At 61.8% G+C, this 25,203-nt stretch carries 24 protein-coding genes and 3 pseudogenes; 13 read left to right on the top strand and 14 right to left on the bottom strand.

Features of this window, described 5'->3' with window-relative positions; translation table 11 throughout:
* Positions 1–135: 135 nt before the first annotated feature.
* A complete protein-coding gene (locus ACS4NR_RS04035; RefSeq protein ID WP_115985668.1) occupies positions 136–1,095 on the top strand; it encodes a nucleoside-specific channel-forming protein Tsx in 960 nt (319 codons plus the stop codon).
* A 15-nt stretch (positions 1,096–1,110) separates the two neighbouring features.
* Positions 1,111–2,133, top strand: a complete 1,023-nt coding sequence (locus ACS4NR_RS04030) for a purine-nucleoside phosphorylase (protein ID WP_456019149.1) — start codon at positions 1,111–1,113, stop codon at positions 2,131–2,133.
* Positions 2,134–2,254: 121 nt separating this feature from the next.
* On the opposite strand, the gene ACS4NR_RS04025 is transcribed toward ACS4NR_RS04030, so the two are convergent.
* The 3 genes from ACS4NR_RS04025 to ACS4NR_RS04015 form a co-directional block, all read right to left on the bottom strand.
* The gene (locus ACS4NR_RS04025) at positions 2,255–3,211 is read right to left on the bottom strand and encodes a quinone oxidoreductase family protein (protein WP_456019148.1); all 957 of its coding nucleotides are present in this window, start codon (positions 3,209–3,211) and stop codon (positions 2,255–2,257) included.
* 32 nt (positions 3,212–3,243) lie between these two features.
* Complete coding sequence (locus ACS4NR_RS04020) at positions 3,244–3,417, bottom strand: DUF1427 family protein (RefSeq protein WP_095138741.1); 174 nt, start codon at positions 3,415–3,417, stop codon at positions 3,244–3,246.
* Positions 3,418–4,077: 660 nt separating this feature from the next.
* Positions 4,078–4,854, bottom strand: coding sequence for an AraC family transcriptional regulator (locus tag ACS4NR_RS04015; protein ID WP_166496661.1), 777 nt, complete (start codon positions 4,852–4,854; stop codon positions 4,078–4,080).
* A 136-nt stretch (positions 4,855–4,990) separates the two neighbouring features.
* Between ACS4NR_RS04015 and ACS4NR_RS04010 the strand changes: the two genes are divergently transcribed.
* Positions 4,991–5,218 (top strand): DUF6555 family protein, encoded by a 228-nt coding sequence (locus tag ACS4NR_RS04010; RefSeq protein WP_095138739.1) that lies wholly within the window; start codon positions 4,991–4,993, stop codon positions 5,216–5,218.
* Between the two features lie 38 nt (positions 5,219–5,256).
* On the top strand, positions 5,257–5,529 hold the full coding sequence (locus ACS4NR_RS04005) for a hypothetical protein (protein ID WP_456019147.1): 273 nt from the start codon (positions 5,257–5,259) through the stop codon (positions 5,527–5,529).
* Between the two features lie 23 nt (positions 5,530–5,552).
* Here the strand turns inward: ACS4NR_RS04005 and ACS4NR_RS04000 are convergent, their stop codons facing one another.
* From ACS4NR_RS04000 to ACS4NR_RS03990, 3 genes are all read right to left on the bottom strand, one after another.
* Complete coding sequence (locus ACS4NR_RS04000) at positions 5,553–5,720, bottom strand: metallothionein (protein WP_095138737.1); 168 nt, start codon at positions 5,718–5,720, stop codon at positions 5,553–5,555.
* 1,256 nt (positions 5,721–6,976) lie between these two features.
* Positions 6,977–7,432: a DMT family transporter gene (locus ACS4NR_RS03995; protein WP_027614318.1), complete on the bottom strand. Its 456-nt coding sequence runs from the start codon at positions 7,430–7,432 to the stop codon at positions 6,977–6,979.
* A gap of 4 nt (positions 7,433–7,436) precedes the next feature.
* Complete coding sequence (locus tag ACS4NR_RS03990) at positions 7,437–7,922, bottom strand: DMT family transporter (RefSeq protein ID WP_166495649.1); 486 nt, start codon at positions 7,920–7,922, stop codon at positions 7,437–7,439.
* Positions 7,923–8,034: 112 nt separating this feature from the next.
* Here ACS4NR_RS03990 and ACS4NR_RS03985 point away from each other — a divergent pair, with 112 nt between their 5' ends.
* Positions 8,035–8,970: a LysR family transcriptional regulator gene (locus ACS4NR_RS03985; RefSeq protein WP_456019146.1), complete on the top strand. Its 936-nt coding sequence runs from the start codon at positions 8,035–8,037 to the stop codon at positions 8,968–8,970.
* A gap of 127 nt (positions 8,971–9,097) precedes the next feature.
* On the opposite strand, the pseudogene ACS4NR_RS03980 reads toward ACS4NR_RS03985, so the two are convergent.
* The 3 genes and pseudogenes from ACS4NR_RS03980 to ACS4NR_RS03970 all read right to left on the bottom strand — a co-directional run.
* A pseudogene (locus ACS4NR_RS03980) lies at positions 9,098–9,691 on the bottom strand (methyl-accepting chemotaxis protein); the annotation flags it as partial.
* A 312-nt stretch (positions 9,692–10,003) separates the two neighbouring features.
* A pseudogene (locus ACS4NR_RS03975) lies at positions 10,004–10,699 on the bottom strand (cache domain-containing protein); the annotation flags it as partial.
* 278 nt (positions 10,700–10,977) lie between these two features.
* Positions 10,978–12,297, bottom strand: a complete 1,320-nt coding sequence (locus ACS4NR_RS03970) for a Na+/H+ antiporter family protein (protein ID WP_027613996.1) — start codon at positions 12,295–12,297, stop codon at positions 10,978–10,980.
* 446 nt (positions 12,298–12,743) lie between these two features.
* On the opposite strand from ACS4NR_RS03970, the pseudogene ACS4NR_RS03965 reads away from it, so the two are divergent.
* Positions 12,744–14,033 (top strand): annotated as a pseudogene (locus ACS4NR_RS03965) (HAMP domain-containing protein); the annotation flags it as partial.
* A gap of 102 nt (positions 14,034–14,135) precedes the next feature.
* Entirely contained in the window at positions 14,136–14,891 is a 756-nt protein-coding gene (locus ACS4NR_RS03960) for a methyl-accepting chemotaxis protein (protein WP_371262551.1), read from the top strand.
* 122 nt (positions 14,892–15,013) lie between these two features.
* Here ACS4NR_RS03960 and ACS4NR_RS03955 read toward each other — a convergent pair whose 3' ends face one another.
* From ACS4NR_RS03955 to ACS4NR_RS03940, 4 genes are read right to left on the bottom strand one after another with little or no spacing between them, the layout of a single operon-like run.
* A complete protein-coding gene (locus tag ACS4NR_RS03955; RefSeq protein WP_443532245.1) occupies positions 15,014–16,327 on the bottom strand; it encodes a sensor histidine kinase in 1,314 nt (437 codons plus the stop codon).
* Positions 16,324–16,992: a response regulator transcription factor gene (locus ACS4NR_RS03950; protein WP_095138728.1), complete on the bottom strand. Its 669-nt coding sequence runs from the start codon at positions 16,990–16,992 to the stop codon at positions 16,324–16,326. The genes ACS4NR_RS03955 and ACS4NR_RS03950 overlap by 4 nt, the downstream gene beginning before the upstream one ends.
* Positions 16,993–16,995: 3 nt before the next feature.
* The gene (locus ACS4NR_RS03945; RefSeq protein ID WP_007915591.1) at positions 16,996–17,307 is read right to left on the bottom strand and encodes a PepSY domain-containing protein; all 312 of its coding nucleotides are present in this window, start codon (positions 17,305–17,307) and stop codon (positions 16,996–16,998) included.
* Positions 17,307–17,615, bottom strand: coding sequence for a PepSY domain-containing protein (locus ACS4NR_RS03940; protein WP_095138727.1), 309 nt, complete (start codon positions 17,613–17,615; stop codon positions 17,307–17,309). The genes ACS4NR_RS03945 and ACS4NR_RS03940 overlap by 1 nt, the downstream gene beginning before the upstream one ends.
* Positions 17,616–17,860: 245 nt before the next feature.
* Between ACS4NR_RS03940 and ACS4NR_RS03935 the strand changes: the two genes are divergently transcribed.
* The 6 genes from ACS4NR_RS03935 (at position 17,861) to ACS4NR_RS03910 (ending at position 23,947) form a co-directional block, all read left to right on the top strand.
* Positions 17,861–18,940, top strand: a complete 1,080-nt coding sequence (locus ACS4NR_RS03935) for a patatin-like phospholipase family protein (RefSeq protein WP_456019145.1) — start codon at positions 17,861–17,863, stop codon at positions 18,938–18,940.
* A gap of 95 nt (positions 18,941–19,035) precedes the next feature.
* Complete coding sequence (queD, locus tag ACS4NR_RS03930; protein ID WP_003223505.1) at positions 19,036–19,392, top strand: 6-carboxytetrahydropterin synthase QueD; 357 nt, start codon at positions 19,036–19,038, stop codon at positions 19,390–19,392.
* Positions 19,393–19,591: 199 nt separating this feature from the next.
* Positions 19,592–20,404, top strand: a complete 813-nt coding sequence (locus tag ACS4NR_RS03925) for an alpha/beta fold hydrolase (protein ID WP_456019144.1) — start codon at positions 19,592–19,594, stop codon at positions 20,402–20,404.
* Positions 20,405–20,649: 245 nt separating this feature from the next.
* Positions 20,650–21,921 carry a cytosine permease gene (gene codB / locus ACS4NR_RS03920; protein WP_456019143.1) on the top strand — a complete coding sequence of 424 codons (1,272 nt, stop codon included), beginning with the start codon at positions 20,650–20,652 and terminating at the stop codon, positions 21,919–21,921.
* A 14-nt stretch (positions 21,922–21,935) separates the two neighbouring features.
* Positions 21,936–23,171 (top strand): cytosine deaminase, encoded by a 1,236-nt coding sequence (gene codA / locus ACS4NR_RS03915; protein WP_456019142.1) that lies wholly within the window; start codon positions 21,936–21,938, stop codon positions 23,169–23,171.
* 119 nt (positions 23,172–23,290) lie between these two features.
* Positions 23,291–23,947, top strand: coding sequence for a carboxymuconolactone decarboxylase family protein (locus ACS4NR_RS03910; RefSeq protein ID WP_456019141.1), 657 nt, complete (start codon positions 23,291–23,293; stop codon positions 23,945–23,947).
* A 118-nt stretch (positions 23,948–24,065) separates the two neighbouring features.
* On the opposite strand, the gene ACS4NR_RS03905 is transcribed toward ACS4NR_RS03910, so the two are convergent.
* Positions 24,066–25,046 (bottom strand): diaminopimelate epimerase, encoded by a 981-nt coding sequence (locus ACS4NR_RS03905; protein ID WP_456019140.1) that lies wholly within the window; start codon positions 25,044–25,046, stop codon positions 24,066–24,068.
* Between the last annotated feature and the right edge of the window lie 157 nt (positions 25,047–25,203).

Here is a 25,203-nt window from a genome sequence, read left to right as displayed (position 1 = left end):
AAGGAGGATCACTAGGCTCAAGCGACTTGGTACGCCTTGTGCAAACGTTTGCGACCTGCCTATAACCGCTTTTTCGTAACAAAACCGTACAGACCCGCAGAACCCGGGCCTCGATCCGCAAAAAAAGGACTTTGAATGCACGCTGCTTCCCCTCTACGCGCCCCGTTTGCGCGCACGTTTGCTGTTTCCTTGCTACTGACCGGCGTTACCGGAGTTCTCAGCCACAGCGCATTGGCGCAACCGGCGCTTCCCGAAGAATCGGCGCAAGGCGAAACCCTCAGCCCCGAGGCCAGCCCGCCCAAACAAGGTGCGTATCTGTCGGACTGGTACAACCAGGACCTGACGCTGATCGGCAGCAAAGACATCAGTTTCGGCCCGCAACCGGCCGACGATATCTACCTGGAATACGAGTACTTCGGGCGCAAGGGTCCGTTCGAGCTGTACGGCTATGTCGACATTCCGAAGATCTTCAACATCGGCAACAGCCACGACAAAGGCGTGTGGGATCACGGCTCACCGGTGTTCATGGAGCACGAGCCGCGCATCTCCATCGACTACCTCGCCGGCCGCAGCCTGGCCATCGGCCCGTTCAAGGAATGGTACGTGGCGTTCGACTGGATCTACGATCACGGCAGCCGTAAAGAGAACCGCGCCAACACCCTGTACAGCGGCTTCGGCACCGACATCGACACCCATTCGCGGGTCAACCTGTCCGCCAACCTGTACGGGCGCTATCAGTGGGAAAACTACGGCGCGAGCAATGAGTATTCGTGGGACGGCTACCGCGCGCAGCTCAAGTACATCGTGCCCATCGACAAATTCAGCAACGGCGCGTCGCTGACCTACATCGGTTTCACCAACTTCGACTTCGGCTCAGACATCCACAAGGACAACCCGGCGCGCACCGCCAATGCCACGGTGGCGACCAACGTCTTGCTGTACTCGTTCACCCACCTGCGCTTCACCCTGGTCGGCCGTTATTTCCACAACGGCGGCAACTGGGAGGACGGCAGCGAGCTGAACTTCGGCGACGGCAATTTCCGCGCACGCTCCAATGGTTGGGGTTACTACGCCGGCATCGGCTACCAGTTCTGAAATCAGGAGATTCTCATGCAAGCAATGACGCGTCTGACCCTGGCCGCTGCGGCCCTGCTCTCTTCCACCACCTGGGCGGCTGAAGCGCCGATCCAGCCGAAAGTCGTGCTGATCACCATGTTCGCCCCCGAGGCGCAGAACTGGATCGAGCGCCTCGATCTGAAACAGGAAATCCGCGTGCCGGGCCTGTCTGCCGAGTACCCGACTGTGCGCTGCAACGCGCAACAGGTGTGCCTGCTGACCACCGGCATGGGCCAGACCAATGCCGCCGCCTCGACCCTGGCACTGGCGCTGTCGCCGAAATTCGACCTGCGCAAAAGCTGGTTTCTGATCGCCGGGATCGCCGGCATCAGCCCCAAACACGGGACCATCGGCACCGCCGCGTGGGCGCACTACCTGGTGGAATTCGGTACCCAATGGGAGCTGGATTCGCGCGACGCGCCGGCGAGCTGGCCGACTGGCTACCTGGGCATCAACACCAAGGGGCCGAACGAAAAACCGCCGCTGGACTACAAGACCGAAGTCTTCGAACTCAACCCGAAATTGCAGGCCAAGGCCTTCGCCCTGAGCCACAAGGTCGAACTGAGCGAGAGCAAGGAATCGGCGGCCTGGCGCCGGAAATACCCGTCAGCCCCGGCCAATCAGCCGCCGGTCGTCACGCGTTGCGACACACTGGCGGGCAACACCTGGTTCTCCGGCACACGCCTGAGCGAACGCGCCGAGGTCTGGACCAAACTGTTGACTGATAACAAGGGTGAATATTGCACCACGCAACAGGAAGACAACTCCACCTATGAAGCGCTGCTGCGTGCCAGTCGCGAAGGTCTGGTGGATGTGCAGCGTCTGGCCGTGGTGCGTGCCGGCTCTGACTTCGACCGTCCTGCTCCGGGCGGCAGTGAGGTGGACAATCTGTTGAAGTACGCCGATCAGGGCGGGTTCGTGCCGGCGCTGGAAAACCTCTATCGCGCCGGCAATCCGCTGGTGCAGGACATTCTGAAAAACTGGTCGGCGTGGGAAAACGGCGTCCCGCAATCCTGAGTACAACACGGTAAAAAATGTGGGAGCGGGCTCGCTCGCGAATGCGCTGTGTCAGTCAATATTTGCTTCGCTGACACACCGCTTTCGCGAGCAAGCCCGCTCCCACAGTTGTTTTGTGGTGTCAGGGGATGAGAATTATCTTGTCGCCACTGCCTTGATTCACCTGCGCGTAGCTGTCCAACCCCTCCGCCAATGGCACCTCCACCAACCCCTGCGGCAACGGCAACAGATCCTCATCAAAGAACCGCCCAAACTGCTCGAGCATCGCCGCACAGGCTTGCACGCCGTACAGCAGCGAGTTGATCCCGACCACCGAACCGCCCTTGCGGTACAGCGCCAGCGCCGGCAATTGCACATGGCCGTCGACCGGTGCGGCGATGATCGCGATGCGCCCGAAGGCTGCTAGTGCCGCCACCGAGGCCGGCAGCCAGAAACCGGTGGTGTCGAAGATCACGTCAGCGCCACCGCTGTACACCGCGTTGACCTGCGCGCCGAGGTCTTCGGGTTTATCCAGCTGAATCGTCTGGAAGCCCTGCGCCTGCAACTCCTTGACCTGCTCCGGCCTACGCGCGGCCGCGAGGATCTGCGCCCCGCGTACCTTGGCCAACGCCAACGCCGCCGTGGCCACCGCACCGCCGCCGATCACCAGCAAACGGGTTTCAGCCTTTACCGAACTACGCTCCAGCGCATCCCACGCCGTGGTGTACGGCACGCCGAGGCTGGCGGCCTGGGCGAAACTCAAGTGCGAGGGCTTGTGCGCCACGCCATTGGCCGGCAGTTTGACGAACTGCGCGTGCGAACCATCGGCGAAAAAGCCCAACTCGCGCCCGGTGCCCCAGACTTCCTGACCGAGCAACGCCTGCGGCCCCTCGACCACGACACCGGCAAAATCACGCCCGGGAATCCGTGGCAATGTGGTGTACGGAAATCGCCCGAGCACGTTCTTCACATCGCTGGGGTTCAGTCCGGCCGCCTTGATCTCGACCAGCACTTCATCAGCGCCGGGCACCGGGGTCGGTACGTCGACGAAATGCAGGGAAGACAGGTCGCCGGTTTTATCGAATTGCAGTGCTTTCATGAGGACATCCACCAAAGGGAAAAAAAGGACATTCAAGACAGCCAACCGGCGACCAGTTGCCGGCCCATCGGCCACAGCTGCTCACCCGCAAGCATGCCCAGCAGCCCCACCAGCGCAATCGCCGGAGGTGCCGGCGAACGAAAATCCAGCGCGCCATAGAGCAGGCCGACACCGAGACCGATGCCCAGCGAAATCAGGTAGTTCATGGGAGGAAACTCCGCCGCGTGAAGGAATGGGCAAAGTCTAGGGAAGGATCGGCAGAGGTATCGGCCAAGGACTTCTGAATTTCGGCCAATTCCCCGCGTTCACTGCCGTCCCCTGTGGGAGCGGGCTTGCTCGCGAAGGCGGCGGGTCAGTCACCTTATGCTTCACAGACCCACCGCTTTCGCGAGCAAGCCCGCTCCCACAGTTGTTTTGCGGTGTCAGGGGAGCCGTAGCTGGAGAACCTCTATCGCACAGGCAGTCCGCTGGTGCAGACATCCTGAAACACTGGTCGGCGTGGGAAAACGGCGTCCCGTAATCCTGAGTACAACACGGTAAACATGTGGGAGCGGGCTTGCTCGCGAAGGCAGCAGGTCAGTCCCTTTATGCTTCACAGACCCACCGCTTTCGCGAGCAAGCCCGCTCCCACAGTTGTTTTGCGGTGTCAGGGAAGCCGTAGCTGGAGAACCTCTATCGCACAGGCAGTCCGCTGGTGCAGACATCCTGAAACACTGGTCGGCGTGGGAAAACGGTGTCCCGTAATCCTGAGTACAACACGGTAAACATGTGGGAGCGGGCTTGCTCGCGAATGCGTTGTATCAGCCAACATTTGCTTCGCTGACACACCGCTTTCGCGAGCAAGCCCGCTCCCACAGGGGTTGCGTTCAGGTGATCGTAAATTGCGAAGGCGCCACACCCAGCTCGCGGCGGAACATGTCACTGAAACTGCTCGGCGAATAGCCCAGCTCGCGAGCGATCGCGCTCACCGGCACGCCCTGAATCAACTCCGCCACCGCCGTCGCCAGTTGCACCTGCCGCCGCCATTCGGCGAAGCCCATGCCAAGGCTGTCCTTGAACAGCCGCGCCAGCGTCCGCACACTGGCCCCGGCGTTTTCCGCGTGCTGCTCGAACGGAATGTCCAGCGACGGCGCCGCCATCACTGCCTGACACAAGTTCATCAGACGCCGGTCGGAATCGTCCGGTAGCGGGATCTTTAATTGTGAGCGCCGGGCGCGCTTGAGCTCCAGCAACGCCAGCCCGACCAAGGCGTCGTAATAAGCCGGCTCACCGCTGTCGCCCTGCTCCACCAGCCCGACGATCAACTCACGCAACAGGCCACCGACCTCGATCACCTGCACCGTCGGATCAAGCGTCGCCGCCAGCGCCGGGCGCAGGTAGATATTGCGCATTTGCAAGTCCGAGACAACGCGAATCCCGTGCGGCACCCCGGGCGGCAACCACACCGCGCGCTGCGGCGGCACCACCAGCGCCTCGTGCGGGGTCTCGACCCACATCACCCCGCTCATCGCATACAGCAACTGACCCCAGACATGCTCGTGCGGCTCGATGAACAACCCACGCGGATAGGTTCGCGCCAGCGGTTGCACCGGCACATCGGTATCCGTGAGATCAGGGGGTGCGGCGAGGGCCATGGCGAGCATTCATTGGGGTTGGCGGAAGGCGCATGGTAACCAGTCGGTCACAGCGTCGACAACGATAGATACCGTCGGACAATCCGAGTGAATTTTCCCGACGCGCCGCGATCCTTCTAATACCACAGGGAGGAATACGGGCTTTATGAACAACGCAAAACTGTTTGTCATCGATTACACCCTTCACGGCACGCCTAAGTCGTTCATTATCCGCTCGGACAGAATGGACAACGCCGAGGCGTGGCACTGGGCAAGCTGCGACGCCGGTGTGGGTCGCATCCCGCGTTTCGGCCGGGAAAAAGTGCAAAAGACCAGCAAACCGATGGCGGAGAAATTCGGCGTGGAAAACGTCACATGGCGACCGGCGGGCTAGACTCCCGCCAGGCAACGGCGACTTTTCGGGGGATACATATGAGCAACCTCTTCAGCTTGGCGCATCTGGATTACGGCCTCGACACCCTGTTCGGCCGTATCACCAAAAGCGTCGACTGTGAGCTGGGCCTGGAACCTGTCGAAGATGACCCGTACCGCTTTGCCGTGCGCGTGCCGGCGCCGCTACCGGAAGACCTGGACCAGGCGAAAACCGTGGTGGTGCGGGTTGACGGTCGGCGACTGCAAGGCACGGTTCGCCATACCGAACGGCTGGATGATAAAAGCCTGAAGCTGGAAGTGGAGCCTGATTAGGCTCCACTTTTTTATGCGCGCGATTATTTGGGGTGGGCGCAATGGCAGCCTTTGCTTGAACACTCCGCACCGTCCTTGTGGTGGTGGGCGCAGGCTTCACAGCAATAGTGTTTGCCGTGCACGGCGTAGGCGTGGTCGCCTTCCTTGATCGTGCATTTGCAGTTGGGGCAATCGCATTTTCTTTCGGTCATGGGGGCAGACTCCTTTTTGGGTGGTTGTCTGGGGCTTTTGGGATAAGCCGTAGATACCAGTGTAGGAGTTGCCGAAGGTTGCGATCTTTTGATCTGGTTTTTTTGGGGGGATTGGGTGAATATCCGTTTCTGCGGGTGCTGCCGCTGGCGGTTTCGCTCTTACAGCGACTCACTTTTCCAGACGCCGAAAAGTAAGCAAAAGGCTTTGCCCCGGCGTACGGCACTTCGCTTAGGCTCAGTGTTCCCTCGCTACGGTGCCCACCCGGGGGCATCGCCTCCGGTTTGCTTCGCTGCACCTCCTCTCGATGTATGCGGCTCCGCCGCATGGCGCTGCGCGCCTAACCCCCTGATGGACACCTTCGCTCGGCCTGCCGAAGGGGCAAAAAATCAAAAGCCACATCAAGAGCCAAAGCCAGAGCCAGAGCCAGAGCCAGATCAAAAGATCGCAGCCTTCGGCAGCTCCTACATGGGATGGGGTGTTTTCAGTTAGAGACTGGTTGGCTGTCAGGCCGCCTTCGCGAGCAAGCCCGCTCCCACAGTTGGAATGGGTGTGTTCAGTTGGAGTTTGGTCGACTGGCAGGCCGCCTTCGCGAGCAAGCTCGCTCCCACAGTTGGATTGAGTGCATTCAGTTGGAGTTTGGTCGGCTGTCAGGCCGCCTTCGCGAGCAAGCTCGCTCCCACAGTTGGATTGAGTGCATTCAGTTGAAGTTTGGTCGACTGGCAGGCCGCCTTCGCGAGCAAGCTCGCTCCCACAGTTGGATTGAGTGCATTCAGTTGGAGTTTGGTCGGCTGGCTGGCCGCCTTCGCGAGCAAGCTCACTCCCACAGGGGGATGGGGTGTGGTCAGTTAGAGACTGGTCGGCTCGTAGGCCGCCTTCGCCAGCAGGCTGGCTCCTACATTTTAGAGAGCGTGCCCCGCATGCGGCGAAGCCGCCCCACTCAACACAATGAGCGTTAGCCCGAGTACCGCTTTTGATCTCAGGGCCCGTCGGCAGGCTGAGTGGAGGGATTTATCCGGGGGTGGGAGCGCAGCGACCGTTTGGCGCAGCCAAACACAGCGAGAGGAGGTGCAGCGAAGCAAACCGTAGGCGCTGCCCCCCGGATGAATCCCGCAGCGAAGGAACCCGAGCCTAGGCGAGGGCCGAACGTCAGGGCATAGACCTTTTGGTTACTTTTGGGGCGTTTGCCAAAAGTGACCCGCCGTAAGGGCGGAACCCTAAGCCGCCGTTACCGCAGCAACGGATATACACCCAAAACTCAATCAGAACCCCGAACACTGCTCCGATACATAAAAACCAAAGCCAACCCCAGACAAACCATCGCCAACACCCGAGAAGACGAAAGCTCGATCGCCGGATTCCCAAGCCAGCCAAAATTATCGATCAACATCCCCATCCCAAGCTGCCCGACAATCACCGCAACAGTCGCCACTGCAGTCCCCACAACAGGCACCGCCCCCACCATGACCATCATGTAAACCACGCCAAACAGCGCCCCGCAGACCTGCCACTTCGGCACATCAAGCAAACTCACCGCATGCGCCGGCTCAAAAAACACAATCAACAACCCGGTGACCACAGCCCCGACGAAAAACGTCAGCAAACTGCTGCGCAACACCCCGACGCTTTCACCAAGGCGCCCATTGATCGCCGCCTGGACGCTCAACACCGCGCCCGCCAACACCACCACTGCCAACAAAATAACCAGACTCATATTCTCAACCCCGCGCAATCAGAACCAGTGCCACCACAATCAACCCCAACGCCAGCCAGCGCTCGGCATTGACCTTCTTGCGCGTCGCGCCGAACCAGCCGAAATGGTCGATCAGCACACTCTTGCCGACCTGCCCGGACAGGATCGCGATCATCGTCATCGCAATCCCGATATGCGGCGTTGCCAGGGTCAGCACCACCACGTACATCGGCCCGAGAAACCCGCCGATCAATTGCCAGCGCGGCAGATCGGTCAGCGCCGGGCCTTTCTGCGGGCCGGCGAACAACAGCAGCAAAAACAGAATCGCCGAACCCACGCCGAAGATGCTCAAAGTCGCCCACAGATGCCCGACCTGCTCCCCCAACGGCCCCAGCAACCCGGCCTCCACCGACAGGCCCATGCCGGCCAGAATCACCAGCGGCAGCAACAACAGGCGCAACCACGACCGGGTCGCCGGCGCCGCCACACTCACTTCATCCAACGTCTGCATATCCAAAACCCGTGCAAGTAAACGATGGCGCGGATTATCGGCTGGCGCAGCTGTGCGATAAATGGGAGCATCCGGACAACACTTTTGCGCAACATGCACAGCAGGATGATTCATGCACGGGCTCAATGAACTGGGATTCAAGGCACTCAGGCTGTTTGTGGCGGTGCTCGACCACGGCAGCTTTTCCGAAGTCGCCCGTCGCGAGGGTGTGGCGCCCTCTTCGATTTCGCGGCAGATCCAGTTGATGGAGCAGGCGCTGAACCAGCAATTGCTCTACCGCCACACCCGCGCTGTCACCCCGACCGAGGCCGGGCGCATGCTCGGCCACCATGCGCGGCTGGTGCTGGTGCAACTGGAGGAAGCCGAGCAGGCGTTGCAGGAGCAGCAAAGCGAACCCACCGGACTGGTGCGGATCAACGCACCGGTGGTGTTCGGCCAACGTCATCTGACGCCGTGGCTCGGTCAGTTGTGCGCGCGCTATCCGAAGCTGCAACTGGACATCCAGCAAACCGACCATTACGTCGACCCGTTGCAGGAAGGCGCCGACCTGCTGTTTCGCATCGGTCCGATGCACGACTCGAGCATGCAGGCGCGGATCCTCGCGCCGCATCGCTTTCAGGTCGCGGCCAGCCCGGCGTATCTCAAGCGCCATGGCACACCGCAGCATCCCGACGAACTCGCGCAACACCAATGCCTGGCCTACAAAGGTGCGACCGGTCAGCAGCGCTGGTTCTTCCGTCAGGACCAGGGCGACTGGACGCCCTGGTCGGTCAAAGGTCCGATCACCGGCAACCACGCCGACACCCTCACCCAGGCCGCCGAGCAAGGCCTGGGGCTGGTGATGTTTCCGTCCTGGCTGATTGGTGAGGCGGTGCGCGAAGGCACGCTGGTGCCAGTGCTGGGCGAATATCAGGTATCGAACAGCCTGGAGCCGCAGCAGATTGCGGTGCTGTGGCCGGGGAGCCGGCGGCTGTCGGTGAAGGTGCGTACGGTGATCGATTTCTTTGTCGAGTGCTTTGGCGAAGTGCCCTACTGGGACAGACCCTGAGCCCTACACAAAACCCAATGTGGGAGCGGGCTAGCTCGCGAAGGCGGTGTGTCAGATACAAAAATACTGACTGACATGACGCCTTCGCGAGCAAGCCCGCTCCCACAATGGTTTTTTGCAGAGTTTTTTAAATGCGGAACTGGCCCACCAGTTTGCCCAACCGCTGCCCCAGCTCCGCCAGACTGCGCGAAGTCTGCGCGCCCAATTGGGTCTCGTCCGCCACGCTGTCCACCGCCACCGCGATCTGATGCACGCTGCGGTTGATCTCTTCGGCCACCGCCGTTTGTTCCTCGGCCGCGCTGGCGATCTGCGCGTTCATCGAGTTGATGGTCGCGATCAGTTCGGCCATCGCGTCCAGCGACGCCCCGGCCTGATTGGCCTGCGCCGAGGTGCCATCGCCCGCTTCACTGGAACGGCGCATCGCCTCGACCGCCGACTGGGTACCCGCTTGCAGGCGATCGATCATGCCCTGAATTTCCTGGGTACTGATCTGCGTACGGCTGGCCAGCGCCCGCACTTCGTCCGCCACTACCGCAAAGCCGCGCCCGGCCTCCCCGGCCCGCGCCGCTTCAATCGCCGCGTTGAGCGCCAGCAGGTTGGTCTGCTCGGCAATCGAGCGGATCACCCCGAGCACACCGACAATCGACGACACGTCCTGCTGCAGGCTGTCGAGCGACACGCCGCTGCTGCGAATGTCATCCACCAGCGCATGAATCTGTTTGATGCTGCCGGCCACCACGCGTTTGGCGCTCTGGCCTTCTTCGTCGGTCTGCTGCGCAGCGACCGCGGCGTTCTGCGCGCTCTTGGCGACTTCCTGGGCGGCGGCGGACATCTCGTTGATCGCCGTGGCGACCTGATCGGTCTCGTGGCGCTGACGCTCCATCGCCTGATCCGAGCGCTGGGCCTGATCCGACACCTGGGTCACCAGGCCGGTGAGTTGCGTGGTCATCTCGGTGATCTGCCGCACCAGACCGTGGATCTTGTCGACGAAGCGGTTGAACGAGCCGGCCAGTTCGCCGAGTTCGTCCTGGCTGGTGATGTTCAACCGGCGCGTCAGATCGCCCTCGCCCGCCGCGATGTCGTCGAGGTTGGCTTTCATCAGGTTCAACGGCCGCAGAATGGTGTTGGCCAGCAGCATCCCCGCGATGGCAATCACCAGCAGCACCAGCACCGCCACGCCGACGATGCTGAGAATCACGCCTTGCATGCGCTCCTGCACTTGTGCCTCGACCACCGCCACTTGCGCTTCAATGCCGTCGAGGTTGACCGAGGTGCCGACTGCCATGTCCCACTTCGCCAGGTACTCGGTGTAGCCGAGTTTCGGCACCAGCACGCTGGCATTGCCCGGCAGCGGTGAGCTGTATTGCAGATAGTGGGTGCCGTCCTTCGCCACTTTCACCAGGCCGAGGTTGACGTAGACGCCATTCGGGTCGCGGTTGTCCTTGAAGCTTTTGCCCACGCCTTCGGGGTCGTTGGCCTTGAACAGGCGCACGGTCTCGGAGTCGTAGCCGAAGAAGTAGCCGTCCTTGCCGTAGCGGATGCCCGACAGCAGCTTGATCGCCTGCGCCCGCGCCGCGTTGTCACCGGGGGCAGCCGCGTCGTACAGCGGTTTGATCGTGGTCATGGCCACGGCGACGTAACTTTGCAGGGTGGCCTTGGCGTCGGCGAGCAAGCGTTCGCGGGTCTGTTCGACCTCGGTGTGCGCCTGCTGCTGGAGGATGAACAGCATGGTCAGGCTGATGACCAGCGCAAAGAGCAGCACCGGCAGGACGGCAAGGGACAGGACTTTGGCCTTGAGACTCAAGCGCATTGGGGGGGCTCACTCTTTTGGTTTTATTGGCGTGGTTAAAGGCGTTAACGGCACGCAATAGCAAAAGTTGAGCGGGGGATTCACCGCATTCCCCTGTGGGAGCGGGCTTGCTCGCGAAAGCGTCGTGTCAGTCCACATTTATGTTTCTGATACACCGCTTTCGCGAGCAAGCCCGCTCCCACAGAGGATTGGCGGGTTTAGAGGACCATCGCCGCCACCCAGCCGAACGCCAGCAGCGGCAAGTTGTAGTGCAGGAAGGTCGGAACCACGGTGTCCCAGATGTGGTGATGCTGGCCATCGACGTTCAGACCCGAGGTCGGGCCCAGCGTCGAGTCGGAGGCCGGCGAACCGGTATCGCCCAATGCCCCGGCGGTGCCGACGATGCACACGATGGCCATCGGGCTGAAGCCCAGTTGCACGCACAGCGGCACGAAAATCGCCGCCAGAATCGGCACCGTGGAGAACGACGAGCCGATACCGATGGTCACCATCAGGCCCACCAGCAGCATCAACAACGCGCCGATCGCCTGGCTGTGATCGATCCACGCCGCCGCGCTTTCCACCAGCGAACGCACTTCGCCGGTGGCCTTGAGCACTTCGGCGAAACCCGAAGCGGAGATCATGATGAAGCCGATCATCGCCATCATCTTCATGCCTTCGGTGAACAGGTCGTCGGTCTCACGCCACTTGACGATGCCCGAGGCCGAGAAGATCAGGAACCCGGCCAGCGCACCGATAATCATCGAGTCCAGCAGCAGCTGAATAATGAACGCGGCGGCAATCGCCAGGCCGGCAATACCAATGGTCTTCGGGTTGTACGCCACGCTGACTTGCTCGACCTGTTCGATCTTCTGCAGATCGTAAACGCGCTTTTTCCGATAACTGAAAAACACCGCCAGCAACAGGCCGAAGACCATGCCCAGCGCCGGAATCGCCATGGCGTGCATGACGTTGATCTGGCTGATATCGACCCCGGCCTTGCTGACGTTGGCCAGCAGGATCTGGTTGAGGAAGATGTTGCCGAACCCCACCGGGAACACCATGTACGGGGTGATCAGGCCGAAGGTCATGACGCAGGCGATCAGCCGGCGATCCAGCTGCAACTTGGTCAGCACATATAACAGTGGCGGCACCAGCAGCGGAATGAACGCAATGTGGATCGGCAGGATATTCTGCGAGGCAATCGCCACCACCCACAGCAGGCCGATCAGCAGCCACTTGACGCTGCCGCCGCCGGTCGAATGCTGACGATCGACCATCGCCAGGGCCTTGTCGGCCAGCGCATGGGCCAGGCCGGACTTGGCAATCGCCACAGCGAAAGCGCCGAGCAACGCGTAGGACAACGCCACCGTCGCCCCGCCACCCAGGCCGCTGTTGAACGCCTTGAGCGTGGCGTCGATGCCCAGACCACCGGTCAGGCCACCGACCAGCGCACCGACGATCAGGGCGATCACCACGTGCACGCGGGACAGGCTGAGGATCAGCATGACGCCGACCGCAGCAATCACTGCATTCATTTCACTACCTCAAAAACACTGCGATGAAATATCACCGCCAGACAGGATGAGTCCGCCAACGGTTAACCGGCGGATTTGCAAAGAGGGTCTTATTAGAAGGGCGCGCACTGTGCCGCAGAGTGGCGGCGGTGTCAAAGCGAGCGGCTGAACTGAAATGTAACTGCCAATGCACAACCCTGTGATGCAGGAGATCCCTGTGGCGAGGGAGCTTGCTCCCGCTCGGCTGCGCAGCAGTCGCAAAACCGGTAGACGCGTTATGCCTGAATGACCGCATTAACAGAGTTTGGGGCGCTGCGCACCTCAGCGGGAGCAAGCTCCCTCGCCACAGGGGGCTAAATGTCACTCAGCTGCGGCAATTAGTCATATTGCACTTGAACAATAAAGAAAGCCGAAACGCGGCCGTTACAGTGCAAAGTCTCAGATATTTATCGAATAAGGACGTCTCCATGTCGCTCAGACAACTTTCCATTCAATGGAAAATCACCCTGCTCGCCGGCCTGTGCCTGGCGGGCATCGTGACCCTGCTGGTGGGTCTTTCGCTGTACCGCATGGAGCACAGCTCCGAGCTGGTGAAGGCTTCGAGCATGGAGATGCTGACCGAGTCGGCCCAAGCGCGCATTGAATCGCAAGGCGAAGTGCAGGCTGCCGGGATTCGCCAGCAGTTCATGGATGCCTATCAGTACGGCCACGGCTTCTCGCGTCAGGTGCTGTTCCTGCGTGAACAGGCCGAGAAGCGCTTCCTCGACGCCTTCGACCTGCGCGAAGACATGACCCGTCAGGTCAAGTCCGCCCTGCAGGCCAACCCGGATCTGCTCGGTCTGTCGCTGGTGTTCGAAGCCAACGCGCTGGATGGCAAGGATGAACTGTTCGCCGGTCAGGCTGAACTCGGCAGCAACGACAAGGGCCGCTTCGCCCTGTACTGGTCGCAGCCGACTCCCGGCAAAGTCACCTCGATGGCCCTGCCGGAAAGCGACATGACCGATACCAGCACCGGCCCCAGCGGTCAGGCGGCCAACGCCTGGTTCACCTGCCCGCGCACCACGCTCAAGCCGTGCGTGATCGAACCGTACTTCTATGTGATCGACGGCCAGAACGTGCTGATGACCAGCATCGTCTTCCCGCTGATGGTCAACGGCAAAGTCATCGCCTCGCTGTCGGTGGACATCAATCTCAACAGCCTGCAGGCGATCAGCCAGGGCGCGAGCAAAAAACTCTACGACGGCCAGACCGCCGTGAGCATCATCAGCCCCACCGGCCTGCTCGCCGGCTACAGCCCGGACGCCAGCAAGCTGAGCAAGCGTCTGGATGCCGTGGACACCGTCAGTGGTGCCGAACTGTTGCGTCAGCTCGCGGCCAGCAGCAGCGTCAGCAGCCTGCACAGCAACGGCCAGTTGAAAGTCCTGTCGCCGTTCCAGCCGATCCCCGGCGGGCCGTCGTGGGCCGTGTTGCTCGACGTGCCGGAAAAGGTGCTGGTCAGCCGCGCCGAAGCGCTCAAGCAGCAACTGGATGCGAGCAACAACTCCGGTACTCTGATCGAACTGAGCCTCGGCGTGCTCGCAGCCCTGGTCGGCCTGCTGCTGGTGTGGCTGATGGCGCGCAGCGTGACCAAACCGATCCTCGGCGTGGCCAACATGCTCGAAGACATCGCCAGTGGCGAAGGTGATCTGACCCGGCGTCTGGCCTACGACAAGCAGGATGAACTCGGTCAACTGGCCGGCTGGTTCAACAAGTTCCTCGACAAGTTGCAGCCGATCATCGCCGAGGTGAAACGCTCGGTGCAGGATGCGCGCAACACCGCCGACCAGTCCTCGGCCATCGCCACCCAGACCAGCGCCGGCATGGAGCAGCAATACCGTCAGGTCGATCAGGTCGCCACTGCCTCCCACGAAATGAGCGCCACCGCGCAGGACGTTGCACGCAGCGCCGCGCAAGCCGCCGAAGCGGCCAAGGACGCCGACCGCGCCACCCGTCAGGGCCTGACCGTGATCGACCGCACCACCGCGAGCATCGACACCCTCGCCGCCGACATGAGCGCTGCGATGGTGCAGGTCGAAGGCCTGGCCGCCAACAGCGAGAAGATCGGCACCGTGCTGGAAACCATCCGCGCCATCGCCGAACAGACCAACCTGTTGGCGCTCAACGCGGCGATCGAAGCAGCGCGTGCCGGTGAAGCCGGGCGTGGTTTTGCCGTGGTCGCCGACGAAGTGCGCAACCTCGCCCGCCGCACCCAAGAGTCGGTGGAGGAAACCCGTCAGGTCATCGAGCAACTGCAGACCGGCACCCAGGACGTGGTGGGGTCGATGGGCAACAGCCATCGTCAGGCTCAGGGCAGTGTCGAACAGGTCGGGCAAGCGGTGACCGCACTGCGCCAGATCGGCGATGCGGTGACGGTGATCAGCGACATGAACCTGCAGATCGCCAGCGCGGCGGAAGAACAGAGCGCGGTGGCCGAGGAGATCAACAACAACGTGGCCACCATTCGTGACGTGACCGAATCGCTGTCCGGACAGGCCAATGAGTCGGCGCGCGTCAGCCAGTCGCTGAACAGCCTGGCGAATCAGCAGCAGAGTCTGATGGATCAGTTCCGGGTCTGAAAACCATCCGTCCCTGTAGGAGTGAGCCTGCTCGCGATAGCGGTTTGTCAGACACATTGATTTCGAATGTATCGGCGCAATCGCGAGCAGGCTCACTCCTACAGTTCTTTGGCAGGGCGGGGTTAGCGTTTAGGCAACTCGATCACCACCTTCAACCCGCCCCACTCACTCTCGCCCAACACCAGCAACCCGCCCCACGTCTCGACGATATCGCGCACAATTCCCAGCCCCAACCCATGCCCGTCAGTCTGCTCATCGAGCCGCGTGCCACGGCTGAACACTTGAGTGCGCTGCTCTTCAGGAATCCCCGGCCCGTCATCTTCAATGCTCAGGGCGTAGCCGTCAGTACGTTCGATCACACTCAGACGCACCTCGGCGTCCGCCCATTTGCAGGCGTTGTCCAGCAGGTTGCCGAGCAGCTCCAGCAAGTCCTCGCGATCCCACGGCAGTTGCAGCCCCGGCGGCGCAACGTAGCTCAGCGCCAGATGCTCGCCGTGGATCATGTTCAGCGTCGCCAGCAGTCCCGGCAGTTCCGCATCACAATCAAACAGCGCACCGGGCAGCGCATCTCCGGACAACCGTGCGCGATTGAGTTCACGATTGAGCCGCTGTTGCACCTGCTCCAGTTGCTCCTTGAGGATTCGGCGCAACTCCGGGTGGGCGTCGAGTTTCTCGCTCGAGGCCAGACTCAGCAGCACCGCCAGCGGGGTTTTCAGCGCATGCCCCAGATTGCCCAGCGCATTGCGCGAGCGCTTGAGGCTGTCTTCGGTGTGCGCGAGCAAATGGTTGATCTGCGCCACCAGCGGCTCCAGCTCGACCGGCACCTGATCGTCCAGTTGCGAGCGCTGGCCCTGTTGCAACTGGGCGATCTGCTCGCGAGCGCGTTCCAGCGGCTTCAACGCGCGGCGCACCGTCAGCCGTTGCAGCAGCAGAATCAGCAGCAAACCGGCCAGGCCCAGACCGAGGCCGATCTGGCGCATGCGCTGGAAACTCTCGCGCACCGGGGTGTAATCCTGGGCGACGCTGATCGAGATCGACTGCCCCAGCCGGCGATAGTCCGAACGCAATACCAGCAACTGCTGACCGTCCGGCCCCAGTTGCAGGTTGCTGTGCAAACCCGGGTGGTCCAGCAGCGGCAGATCCTGATCCCACAGCGAACGCGAGCGCCAGTGGCTGTCGGCAAAGTCGATGCGGAAGTAATGCCCGGAAAACGGTCGCTGATAGGCCGGCGACAGGTGCCGCTCATCCAGTTGCAAACCTTGCGGGCCACGCACCAGCGCGACCAGCAGGCTTTCGCTGTCGTTGCGCAGACCGGCTTCGAGATAACGCTGCAAACCGACTTCAAACAGCCACAGGCTGGTTTGCGCCAGCACCAGGCCGACGATCACCATCACGCTGATCAATCCCAGGCTCAAACGGCGCTGGATCGACCTCACGAAGCTTGCCCGCCGAACAGGTAACCCTGGCCGCGACGGGTTTCGATCACCGCTTTGCCGAGCTTGCGCCGCAGGTGGTTGACGTGAACTTCAAGGACGTTGGAGTCACGCTCGGTCTCGCCGTCGTAGAGGTGCTCGGCGAGGTGGGTTTTCGACAGGATCTGTTCCGGGTGCAGCATGAAATAACGCAGCAGGCGGAATTCGGCGGCGGTCAGCTGAATCTCGCTGCCGTCGCGAATCACGCACTGGCGGCCTTCGTCCAGATGCAGGCCGGCGGCCTTGAGCGTCGGCTGGTTGGCCTGGCCCTTGGAGCGGCGCAGCAACGACTGCACCCGCAGGTGCAGTTCTTCAGGGTGGAACGGTTTGGTCAGGTAATCGTCGGCGCCAGCCTTCAGGCCTTCGATGCGCTCGGCCCAGGAATCGCGGGCGGTGAGGATCAGCACCGGGGTCGCCAGGCCACCGGCACGCCACTGCGCCAGCACCTCCAGCCCGGGAACGCCGGGCAGGCCGAGGTCGAGAATGATCAGGTCATAGGGCTCGCTGCTGCCCTGATAAACCGCATCGCGCCCGTCCGCCAGCCAGTCCACCGCGTAGCCTTGGCGCTGCAGGCCGGCGATCAGTTCGTCGGCCAGCGGCACGTGGTCTTCCACCAGTAGCAAACGCATCGGTCAATCTTCCTTGTCTTTCACGAGTTCGCCGGTATCGGCCTTCAGGTGCAACTCACGGGCGACACCTTCGACGGTCAGCAACTCGACTTCATAAATGTAGACGTCGTGTTTTTCTTCCAGCTCGACTTCCAGCAGTTTTGCGCCGGGGTAACGATCCATTGCCTGCTGCAGCACTTGCTCAAGCGGCAGAATCACGCCCTGCTTGCGCAGATCCAGCGCTTCGTCCGGACCGAGATCGCGGGCCATGGCCGTCGAACAACACATCACCAGCGCCAGCGCCGTGCGGCGGGTGGCGCGAACATTAACCTTCATTACGTATCCTGATGATCCTTGAGAACCTGCCCAGTCACAGCGTCCAATTCCAGGTCCCACTCCAGCCCTTGCGGATCACGCATTTCGATCTGATAGATGTACTTGCCGTACTGCTCTTCCAGCTCGGTATCGGTGATGGTCGACCCCGGATGTTTGGTCAGCGCCGTGGCGTTGAGCTTCTCGAAGGAGACGATAGTACCAGCGTCGCGCAGGCGCAGGGCTTCATCGGGGCCAAGATCGCGGGCATGGGCGAGGCTGGCGGTCAGGCCGATGATCGAGGCAATGGACAGGGCAGTCAGGGTTCTCATGGGTGTCTCCGTATTTTTATGTGCAGCTACGGTGGGCACCATAGCGGTGCGAACTTAACTGAAACTGAATTGCCATCATTGCCCCAGAGCAACACATTTCCCCTGTAGGAGTGAGCCTGCTCGCGATTACGATGTGTCATTGAGCATTGATATGTCTGATACACCGCTATCGCGAGCAGGCTCACTCCTACAGTGTTTTGCAACATGTGCTTATAATTGTTCGCTTGCTAACGATCGAGACCGGTATGACTGCCATCCACATCAAGTTCCCCGCCCTCACCCTCAAGGCCGGCCCACGGGCCATGGCGCGCATTCGCGCTCAGGGTCTGAACGCCGCTGACGTCGGCACCCTGCCCGGTGCGGCCGGCGGGCCGAAGGCTCTGGGGATTCAGGGGCTGGACCTGGCGTTGTTCGGTGAATGGCTGCCGAGCGCGCCGCGTGAGCGCTCGCTGATCGGCGCGTCGGTCGGTTCCTGGCGCTTCGCCAGCGCCTGCCTGCCGGACGCCGCCGAAGGCATACGCCGCCTCGGTCAGTTGTACGCCGAGCAGAACTTCAACAAAGGCGTGACCATGGCCGCGATCAGCCAGAGCTCGCAGCGCATGCTCAATGACCTGCTCGACGGCCGCGACGCCAGCATCCTCAACAACGCCGACTACCGCCTGAACATCATGGTGGTGAAAAGCCACGGACGCCTGGCCGACGATCATCGTGGCCGCCTCGGTCTGGCGCTGGGTTCGGTGATCGCCGATAACCTGCGCGGCCGCGCGCGGCTGTCGCGGCACTTCGAACGGCTGATCATTCATGACCCGCGCCTCGCCCCGCCGGTGAATGCGCTGAATGACTTTCCGTCGCGCTTCGTCGCCCTGAATGCCGGCAACTTGCGTCAGGCGCTGCTGGCCTCGGGCTCGATCCCGATGGTCATGGAAGGCGTGCGTGACCTGCCGGGTGCCGGTGCCGGCACGTTCCGCGATGGCGGGCTGCTCGACTACCACCTCGACCTGCCCTACAGCGGCGACGGCATCGTGCTCTATCCGCACTTCACCGACCGGGTGATTCCGGGCTGGTTCGACAAGACCCTGCCGTGGCGCCGCGCGTCGGTCGAGCGCTTGCAGGACGTGCTGTTGCTCGCGCCATCCAAGGAATATCTGGCACGGCTGCCCTACGGCAAACTGCCCGACCGTAACGACTTCAAGCGCTTCATGGGTGATGCGCCGAGCCGCCAAAAGTACTGGCACGCGGCGATGGACGAGAGCCGCCGACTGGGCGACGAGTTTCTCGAACTGACCACCAACGGTCGCCTCGTCGAGCGCTTGCTGACCCTTTAGTCAGTGTTTTCCCGCATCGCCAAACACAAGCTGGTAAACTCGCCGCCTGCCCGAATCGCTGCGGCGAACGCCACCTGAACAGAGCCGAAAATACTGTGGAAATCTTCAAGGAATTTACTTTCGAATCCGCCCACCGCTTGCCGCACGTCCCGGACGGCCACAAGTGCGGACGCCTGCACGGTCACTCGTTCAAGGTGGCGATTCACCTGAGCGGCGACCTCGATCCGCACACCGGCTGGATCCGCGATTTCTCTGAGATCAAGGCGATTTTCAAGCCGCTGTACGAGCGTCTGGATCACAACTACCTGAACGACATTCCCGGCCTGGAAAACCCGACCAGCGAAGTCCTGGCCAAATTCATCTGGAATGAAATGAAGCCCCTGCTGCCGGAACTCAGCGCGATCCGCATTCACGAGACCTGCACCAGCGGTTGCATTTATCGCGGTGAGTGATCCAACACAAATCCCCCTGTAGGAGCTGCCGCAGGCTGCGATCTTTTGATCTTGTTTTTAAAGATCAAGGTCAAAAGATCGCAGCCTTCGGCAGCTCCTACACAGGGATCGGTGTTTGTCAGGAAAATAGAGAACAGCCTTCACGGCTGTTTTTTTATGCCTATGCTTTTTGGCTCAACCCCGCCAAGAGGACAGGTCGATGACGGACTGGCTGCTGGATCAGGTCTTCGATTTCAATGGGCATCCGGTGCGCCACGCCGTGCGCGGTGACGGCCCGCCACTGGTGTTCGTGCATGGCACGCCGTTTTCATCGTATGTGTGGCACCGCATCGCGCCGCATTTCTTTGCCAGTCATCGGGTGCATTATTTCGATCTGCTGGGCTACGGTCGCTCCGCACAACCGGACGCCGACGTTTCCCTCGGCGTACAGAATCAACTTCTCGCGCAGTTGCTCGATCACTGGAACATCCAGCGCCCGGACGTGGTCGCCCACGACTTCGGCGGTGCCACCGCACTGCGCACGCACTTGCTCAATGGCAGGGACTACCGCAGCCTGACGCTGATCGATCCGGTGGCGCTGACGCCGTGGGGTTCGCCGTTCGTGCAGCATGTGCGTCAGCATGAAGCGGCGTTCAGCGGCCTGCCCGATTACATTCAGCGCGCGATCGTCCCGACTTACATTCGCGGGGCGATTCACCGCGACATCCCCGACGCAGAACTGGCGCCCTACGTGCAGCCGTGGCTCGGCAATCCCGGGCAAGCGGCGTTCTATCGGCAAATCGCGCAGATGGACGAGCGCTACACCCGCGAGGCCGAACCGCTGTACCCGAACATCCGCTGTCCGGTGCAGATTCTCTGGGGTGAAGCCGATCAGTGGATTCCGATCAAGCGGGGTCGGGCGTTGCACAAGATGATTCCCGGTTCGCAATTTCACCCAATCGCCAACGCCGGCCATCTGGTCCAGGAGGACGCCCCGGAAGCCATCGTCGCCGCCCTGCTGCGCTTCCTCTGACCCCCAACACAGTTCAAAACGGTGGGAGCGGGCTTGCTCGCGAAAGCGCTGCATCAGTCGCCACCTGCAATGGCTGACCCGGCGCCTTCGCGAGCAAGCCCGCTCCCACATTGGGCCTGTGTGCGTTCTGGTGCACTGCTTTCGCGCCGAAATCCCTGACTCGGCTATACATAATCCGCATAACGGTATTTGGCACGACCACTGCAACTTGCTTCGCGTCTCCCCAATCCAGCAAGGAACGCCCCATGACGCAGAACGCCCCCGGCAACGATTACCCCCTCAGCGAAGTCCCAATGCACGCGCGAAAAGGTCTGGCCTCCACGGCCATGGTGTTACTGGGATTCACATTTTTCACCGCAACCATGTTTGCCGGCGGCAAGCTTGGGGTCGCCTTCAGTTTTGGCGAGATGCTGGCGGTGATCATCGTCGGTAACCTGCTGCTCGGTCTGTATGCGGCGGGCCTCGGTTATATCGCCTTCAAGAGCGGACTTAACTCCGTGCTGATGGGGCGCTTCTGTTTTGGTGAAGTCGGCAGCAAGCTCAGCGACCTGATCCTCGGTTTCACCCAGATCGGCTGGTACGCCTGGGGCACTGCAACCGCCGCCGTGGTGCTCGGCAAATACTTCGATCTGGAGCAAGGCGCGGTGCTCGGCTTGATGGTGCTGTTCGGCCTGGTGTTCTGCGCCACGGCGTATGTCGGGTATCGCGGTCTGGAGATTCTGTCGTACATCGCGGTGCCGGCGATGATGTTGCTGCTGATGCTGTCGATGTGGGTCGCGACAGTGAAAGTCGGTGGCCTCGAAGGTTTGCTCAGCGTGGTGCCGACGGGTTCGCTGGACTGGTCGACCGCGATCACGCTGGTGTTCGGCACCTTTGTCAGCGGCGCGACCCAGGCCACCAACTGGACCCGCTTCTCGCGCTCGGCACGGGTTGCCGTGCTGGCCAGCCTGATCGGATTTTTCATCGGCAATGGCCTGATGGTGCTGATCGGCGCCTACGGTGCGATTGTCTATCAGCAGCCCGACGTGGTTGAAGTGTTGCTGCTGCAAGGTTTCGCCATGGCCGCGATGGCGATGCTGTTGCTGAATATCTGGAGCACCCAGGACAACACCATCTACAACTTTGCCGTCGCCGGCTGCAACCTGCTGCGCACCGGACGGCGCAAAACCGTGACCCTGGCCGGCGCGGTGATCGGCACCCTGCTCGCCCTGCTGGGTATGTACGACATGCTGGTGCCGTACCTGATTCTGCTGGGCACGGTGATTCCGCCGATTGGCGGGGTGATCATGGCCGACTTTTTCTTCCGCTGGCGCGGGCGCTATCCGCGGCTGGCCGACGCACGGCTACCGGCGTTCAACTGGCCGGGGCTGGGGGCTTACGCGGTCGGCACGCTCGCCGCGTTCCACTCGCCCTGGGTCGCGCCGCTGGTAGGGATTGCCGCCGCCGCGCTAACGTATGTCATCGTCACCGGCCTGCTCGGCGCCCGTCGCGCCAGTGCGCCACTACCAGACCTATAAGAAGGATTCGCCTGATGCACATCATCAACGCCCGACTGCGCAACCAGGACGGTTTGCACGAATTGCACCTGGAAGACGGCCTGATCCGCAGCATCGGCCGCCAGACCGAAGCCCCGACCCTCAACCCCGGCGACCTCGACGCCGGCGGCAATCTGGTGGTGCCGCCCTTCGTCGAGCCGCACATCCACCTCGACGCCACGTTGACGGCCGGTGAGCCGCGCTGGAACATGAGTGGCACGCTGTTCGAGGGCATCGAGTGCTGGGGCGAGCGCAAGGTCACCATCACCGAAGAAGACACCAAAACCCGCGCCAAGAAAACCATCCAGGCCCTGGCCGCCCACGGCATCCAGCACGTGCGCACCCACGTCGATGTCACCGATCCGCAGCTCACCGCGCTCAAGGCGATGCTCGAAGTGCGCGAAGAATCCCGGCATCTGATCGACCTGCAAATCGTTGCGTTCCCGCAAGAGGGCATCGAGTCGTTCCGCAACGGTCGCGAGCTGATGGAGGAAGCGATTCGCATGGGCGCCGATGTGGTCGGCGGCATTCCGCATTTCGAGTACACCCGTGATCAGGGCGTCAGTTCGGTGAAGTTTCTGATGGACCTGGCCGAACGCACCGGCTGCCTGGTCGATGTGCATTGCGACGAGACCGACGACCCGCACTCGCGCTTTCTTGAGGTGCTCGCCGAAGAGGCGCGCAGCCGCGACATGGGTGCGCGGGTCACCGCCAGCCACACCACGGCAATGGGCTCTTACGACAACGCCTACTGCGCCAAACTGTTTCGCCTGCTCGGGCATTCCGGGATCAGTTTCGTCTCGTGCCCGACCGAAAGCATTCACCTGCAGGGGCGCTTCGACAACTTCCCGAAACGCCGTGGCGTGACCCGCGTGAATGAATTGCTGGAGGCCGGGATGAACGTGTGTTTCGGCCAGGACTCGATCGTCGATCCGTGGTACCCGCTGGGCAACGGCAACATCCTGCGCGTGCTGGAAGCCGGGTTGCACATCTGCCACATGCTCGGTTACCGCAACCTGCAGAACGCGCTGGATCTGGTCACCGACAACAGCGCCAAGGCCATGCACCTGGGCGAGCGTTATGGGCTGGTAGAGGGACGCCCGGCGAACCTGCTGATTCTGTCGGCGGACAGCGATTACGAAGTGATCCGCAGCCAGGGCCTGCCGCTGTATTCGATTCGCGGCGGCAAGGTGCTGATGCAGCGGCAGATGCCGGTGGTGGAGTTCGTCTAGGATAATCATATCGGCGTCGCGATGACGCCGATTTCCCCCCACCTCGATGGACGCTTTTTCATGCTGAAGTTCGTGCGTAGTTGATCAACCGCCATCCTCATTGGCTTGAGGATTTCTCCATGAATCACAAACCTTCTCCCATGGCCACGCTGTACCAAGAAGGCCGTCATACCTTTACCGGACTTGTACCCGATGGAGGCGCTCGTCTCGATGCACTGTTTCACACCGTGCCCGCGTTGGGCGAGTTGGCGGTGGGTGTGGTTTACGGGCATTTGCATGCGCGCCCCGGCCTCGACCCGCGTTTGCGTGAAGCCGTATCGTTTGCTGCAATTGTCGCCTCGGGGATGGTCGGTCCGCCGCTGAGTGTGCACCTCAAGACGGGAATGGCCTCGGGGCTGGCGCCCGGCGAAATGACCGAAGTGTTGTTGCAGGCCTCGGCATTTGCCGGTTTTCCTCGGGCGGTCAGCGCAGCGGAGCAACTCAATCGGCTGTTCGACGAAGCCGGCCTGACCTCACCGCCCCCACCGACACCCCGTGAAGTCGCACAGGCCTTCTGTGAAAAAGTGTGCGCCGGGCATGCACCGATTCCTGTGAGTGGCGCGGTAAAGCGCCAGTTGAAACATGCGCAAAGGCTGGCGCTACAGGCCAGTTCGGCGCACACGGTGATTGTTGAATGTTTCGAGGATGAGCTTTCGCCACGTGCACTGCTCTGGTTGACGGTGCAGGATGATCATGTAGTGTCGGTGACGTTGTTCAAGGCTCATTTGACAGGGTAACTCTGCGGGCCTCATCGCTGGCAAGCCAGGCTCCCATAGGGTTTTGTGTGGAAACATTATTCGTGTCCACCTGAATCCAATGTGGGCGCCGGGCTTGCCAGCGATGACGATTCAGAACTCAGCCCATCAACCGCGCCGCACCGAACAACCTGACCCGCACCAGCTCTCCGTGCACTTCTTCGAGCAGAATCGGCGCGGTGCCGCCGGGCATGATCACTTCCACCTCCCCCGCCGTCACCCAATTCACTCGCCATGCCGCACACGCCACCGCACTGGCACTGGTGCCGGAAGACGCCGTCGGCCCTTCGCCACGCTCGAATACTCGGGCGACGATGCGCTGCGCGGACTCAAGCGCGGCCCATTGCAGATTGACGCCCGCCGGGCATGGCAATCCGGCGCCAGTCGGCATGGCGTAGGCGATTCGGGTCAGGCCTTCAGCCAAGGGCGATTCGCGCATTTGTGAGTTGTTCGGCAGCTCGGCGACGTCGCTCAACAACGTCACACAATGCGGGTTGCCGATGCGCACAAACTGGCTGTGCTGCCACGCGGGATCGAGCTGTGCCAAGGGTGTTACGTGGCTCACTTCATGACCATTGAATTCGCGGCTTTCAACACCTTGAGCGGCCACCGCTGAAGGCCCGAAGCCCGGTTGACCGAGGTCCAGCCAGAAGCCGTTAGCGTCTTCGACTGCGGCCGGTTTCACCACGGTTTGCACAGCATCACCCTTGTCGTGATGCACCTTCAGCAACGCGCCTTCTTCCGGCATCAGCCCCTGCTCAAGCAACGCTTGGGAAAAGATCGTCAGACCGTTGCCACTGCGCTCGGCCAAGGTGCCGTCAGTGTTGACGATCAGCACATCGAACGGCGCTGCCGACTGAAACGGGCCGATCAGCAGGCCATCGCTGCGGTGCGATTTGCTCCCCGCCGGACGCTGCCCCTCGGGCCAGTCGCAGCACAGCGCAATGGCTGCCTGACTCCATGCCTGTCTCGACAAGGCACACTGCGCGGCACCGACAGGCAAATCGATCCCCGCCTCACGAAGTGCCTGAGGCGAAACCACCCCGTAGATATTGCCCCGTGCATCGTAAAACTGCGTCATCACTAGCCTCACTCACCTAGTCGAAGCCATCACTGTAAACCGCGATCCCCTGTAGGAGTGAGCCTGCTCGCGATGGCGGTTTGTCAGCGGCCATATTCATTGCCGGAGCCACCGCCTTCGCGAGCAAGCCCGCTCCCACATTAAATGGCGGGCGCTC

This window comes from Pseudomonas sp. JQ36, assembly GCF_053851495.1.
Note: the sequence above shows the minus strand (reverse complement) of the source record. Positions and strands in the feature narration are given on the sequence as shown.

Excerpts from the sequence above, each read along its gene's own strand:
- ACS4NR_RS04035 (WP_115985668.1), top strand. The coding sequence starts at position 136 with ATGCACGCTGCTTCCCCTCTACGCGCCCCGTTTGCGCGCACGTTTGCT.
- ACS4NR_RS04030 (WP_456019149.1), top strand. The coding sequence starts at position 1,111 with ATGCAAGCAATGACGCGTCTGACCCTGGCCGCTGCGGCCCTGCTCTCT.
- ACS4NR_RS04025 (WP_456019148.1), bottom strand. The coding sequence starts at position 3,211 with ATGAAAGCACTGCAATTCGATAAAACCGGCGACCTGTCTTCCCTGCAT.
- ACS4NR_RS04020 (WP_095138741.1), bottom strand. The coding sequence starts at position 3,417 with ATGAACTACCTGATTTCGCTGGGCATCGGTCTCGGTGTCGGCCTGCTC.
- ACS4NR_RS04015 (WP_166496661.1), bottom strand. The coding sequence starts at position 4,854 with ATGCTCGCCATGGCCCTCGCCGCACCCCCTGATCTCACGGATACCGAT.
- ACS4NR_RS04010 (WP_095138739.1), top strand. The coding sequence starts at position 4,991 with ATGAACAACGCAAAACTGTTTGTCATCGATTACACCCTTCACGGCACG.
- ACS4NR_RS04005 (WP_456019147.1), top strand. The coding sequence starts at position 5,257 with ATGAGCAACCTCTTCAGCTTGGCGCATCTGGATTACGGCCTCGACACC.
- ACS4NR_RS04000 (WP_095138737.1), bottom strand. The coding sequence starts at position 5,720 with ATGACCGAAAGAAAATGCGATTGCCCCAACTGCAAATGCACGATCAAG.
- ACS4NR_RS03995 (WP_027614318.1), bottom strand. The coding sequence starts at position 7,432 with ATGAGTCTGGTTATTTTGTTGGCAGTGGTGGTGTTGGCGGGCGCGGTG.
- ACS4NR_RS03990 (WP_166495649.1), bottom strand. The coding sequence starts at position 7,922 with ATGCAGACGTTGGATGAAGTGAGTGTGGCGGCGCCGGCGACCCGGTCG.
- ACS4NR_RS03985 (WP_456019146.1), top strand. The coding sequence starts at position 8,035 with ATGCACGGGCTCAATGAACTGGGATTCAAGGCACTCAGGCTGTTTGTG.
- ACS4NR_RS03970 (WP_027613996.1), bottom strand. The coding sequence starts at position 12,297 with ATGAATGCAGTGATTGCTGCGGTCGGCGTCATGCTGATCCTCAGCCTG.
- ACS4NR_RS03960 (WP_371262551.1), top strand. The coding sequence starts at position 14,136 with ATGGAGCAGCAATACCGTCAGGTCGATCAGGTCGCCACTGCCTCCCAC.
- ACS4NR_RS03950 (WP_095138728.1), bottom strand. The coding sequence starts at position 16,992 with ATGCGTTTGCTACTGGTGGAAGACCACGTGCCGCTGGCCGACGAACTG.
- ACS4NR_RS03945 (WP_007915591.1), bottom strand. The coding sequence starts at position 17,307 with ATGAAGGTTAATGTTCGCGCCACCCGCCGCACGGCGCTGGCGCTGGTG.
- ACS4NR_RS03940 (WP_095138727.1), bottom strand. The coding sequence starts at position 17,615 with ATGAGAACCCTGACTGCCCTGTCCATTGCCTCGATCATCGGCCTGACC.
- ACS4NR_RS03935 (WP_456019145.1), top strand. The coding sequence starts at position 17,861 with ATGACTGCCATCCACATCAAGTTCCCCGCCCTCACCCTCAAGGCCGGC.
- ACS4NR_RS03925 (WP_456019144.1), top strand. The coding sequence starts at position 19,592 with ATGACGGACTGGCTGCTGGATCAGGTCTTCGATTTCAATGGGCATCCG.
- codB (WP_456019143.1), top strand. The coding sequence starts at position 20,650 with ATGACGCAGAACGCCCCCGGCAACGATTACCCCCTCAGCGAAGTCCCA.
- codA (WP_456019142.1), top strand. The coding sequence starts at position 21,936 with ATGCACATCATCAACGCCCGACTGCGCAACCAGGACGGTTTGCACGAA.
- ACS4NR_RS03910 (WP_456019141.1), top strand. The coding sequence starts at position 23,291 with ATGAATCACAAACCTTCTCCCATGGCCACGCTGTACCAAGAAGGCCGT.
- ACS4NR_RS03905 (WP_456019140.1), bottom strand. The coding sequence starts at position 25,046 with ATGACGCAGTTTTACGATGCACGGGGCAATATCTACGGGGTGGTTTCG.